Raw genomic sequence first — 2,521 nt, 5'->3', positions numbered from 1 at the left:
TCTGCTCCGGCCACGAACTGTCCGGCTGACTGGGCTGGTCGGAGGGCTGGGAGTTCCCGTAGCCGGAGGACGGCCACCCGTCGCCCGTCGATCCACCGCCCGTGGCGGAGGCCGAGGCGGAGGCGGGAAGCAGCAGGCCGGCCGCGGCCATGACGCCCGCGACGACGACAGCGGAGGAGGCCGCGACGGCGCGGAACGTTCCCCGCCGGCGCGGCGGTGCGGGGGGATGCGTCTGCTGGTGATCCATGGGGGCAGAAAACATCAAATACGACTAATCCCCACATAAGCCACGAGTAAATACCCCCCAGATTCCCACGGATGGCGCCGCCTCCGCGCCAGGCGGCGCCCTTCCGCGGGCCGCGGTGGCCCCACGGCTCCCCATGCGCAGGGGTGCGCTTCCGCCGGCCGCGGCGGCTCGGGCGGCACCCCTTCGGCGGGGCCGAGCCATCAGGGGCGCGGGGAACTGCGCGCCCAGCCCCCCACCCACCGTCACGTGACGACGCACAGCCACCACCCCAGGGGCGCGGGAACTGCGCGACCAGCCCCCACCGGGGCGCGGGTCGTCACCGACCCGAAGGGGCTCTTCGGTCCGGAGCCGGACCACCCGCCGCGAGCGAAGCGAGATGGGGGCACCCCCAGGCAAAGCCCTGGGGGAGGGCTGAGCGCGCAGTTCCCCGCGCCCCTGAAAAGCACCGCCCCCACGCAGAGGCACCCCCAGCCCCCGCGGCCCGCGGAAGGGCGCCTGCTGCCCAAGGGGAGCCGTACAGCCCCCGCGGCCGGCGGAAGCGCACCGCCCGCCGCAGCGGGCACCCCCCTACCACCACAGCGGCAGCGTATGGTGGAGAGTTCGGCCCCGGCCCGGAGGTATGCGCGTGTCCTGCTTGATCGTCCAGAGTGACAAGACCCTTCTGCTTGAGGTCGACCACGAGCTGGCCGACGCCTGCCGCAGAGCGATCGCCCCGTTCGCGGAGCTGGAGCGCGCTCCCGAGCACATCCACACGTACCGTCTGACGCCGCTGGGGCTGTGGAATGCGCGGGCGGCCGGGCATGACGCCGAGCAGGTCGTGGACGCGCTGGTCGAGTACAGCCGCTATCCCGTGCCGCACGCACTGCTCGTGGACGTGGCCGAGACGATGGACCGCTACGGGCGGCTGCGGCTGAGCAAGGACCCGGCGCACGGGCTGGTGCTGACGACCACGGACCGGCCGGTGCTGGAGGAGATCCTGCGCTCGAAGCGGGTGCAGCCGCTGGTGGGGGCGCGGATCGACGAGGACACGGTCGCCGTGCACCCGTCGGAGCGCGGGCAGATCAAGCAGGTGCTGCTGAAGCTGGGCTGGCCGGCGGAGGACTTCGCCGGGTATGTGGACGGCGAGGCGCACCCGATCGAGCTGGCGGAGGACGGCTGGTCGCTGCGGCCGTACCAGAAGCAGGCGGTGGAGGGCTTCTGGCACGGCGGCTCGGGCGTGGTCGTGCTGCCGTGCGGTGCGGGCAAGACGCTGGTCGGGGCGGGTGCGATGGCCGAGGCGAAGGCGACGACGCTGATCCTGGTCACGAACACCGTCTCGGCCCGGCAGTGGAAGCACGAGCTGGTCAGGCGCACGTCGCTGACCGAGGACGAGATCGGCGAGTACAGCGGTACGCGCAAGGAGATCCGCCCGGTCACGATCGCCACCTACCAGGTGCTGACGACCCGGCGTAAAGGCGTCTACCCGCACCTGGAGCTGTTCGACTCCCGCGACTGGGGCCTGATCGTCTACGACGAGGTGCACCTGCTGCCCGCGCCGGTCTTCAAGTTCACCGCCGACCTGCAGGCGCGCCGCCGGCTGGGGCTGACGGCGACGCTGGTGCGGGAGGACGGCCGCGAGTCCGACGTCTTCTCGCTGATCGGCCCGAAGCGGTTCGACGCGCCCTGGAAGGAGATCGAGGCGCAGGGCTACATCGCGCCGGCCGACTGCGTCGAGGTGCGGGTCAACCTCACCGACGCCGAGCGGCTCGCGTACGCCACCGCCGAGACGGAGGAGAAGTACCGCTACTGCGCCACGACGGACACCAAGCGCCGGGTGACCGAGGCGCTGGTGGCCAAGCACGCGGGGCAGCAGACGCTGGTGATCGGGCAGTACATCGACCAGCTGGACGAGCTGGGCGAGCACCTCAACGCCCCGGTGATCAAGGGCGAGACGCCGAACTCGCAGCGCGAGAAGCTCTTCGAGGCGTTCCGGCAGGGCGAGTTGTCGGTGCTGGTGGTGTCGAAGGTGGCCAACTTCTCGATCGACCTGCCGGAGGCGACGGTCGCGATCCAGGTGTCGGGCACGTTCGGCTCCCGCCAGGAGGAGGCGCAGCGGCTCGGCCGGGTGCTGCGGCCCAAGGCGGACGGGCACGAGGCCCGCTTCTACTCGGTGGTCGCCCGCGACACCATCGACCAGGACTTCGCGGCCCACCGCCAGCGCTTCCTGGCGGAACAGGGCTACGCCTACCGGATCGTGGACGCGGACGACCTCCTGACGGGCGCGGGCGAGGACAT

General features: G+C 72.0%; 1 protein-coding gene and 1 pseudogene. One reads left to right on the top strand and one right to left on the bottom strand.

Features of this window, described 5'->3' with window-relative positions; translation table 11 throughout:
• Window positions 1–247 (bottom strand): annotated as a pseudogene (locus JT723_RS34565) (hypothetical protein); the annotation flags it as partial.
• A gap of 619 nt (window positions 248–866) precedes the next feature.
• Between JT723_RS34565 and JT723_RS34560 the strand changes: the two are divergent.
• On the top strand, window positions 867–2,521 hold a 1,655-nt coding region (locus JT723_RS34560), incomplete at its 3' end, for a DNA repair helicase XPB (RefSeq protein WP_205048866.1).

It is taken from the genome of Actinacidiphila bryophytorum, assembly GCF_016916835.1.
In the GTDB taxonomy this organism is placed as follows: domain Bacteria; phylum Actinomycetota; class Actinomycetes; order Streptomycetales; family Streptomycetaceae; genus Actinacidiphila; species Actinacidiphila bryophytorum.
Note: the sequence above shows the minus strand (reverse complement) of the source record. Positions and strands in the feature narration are given on the sequence as shown.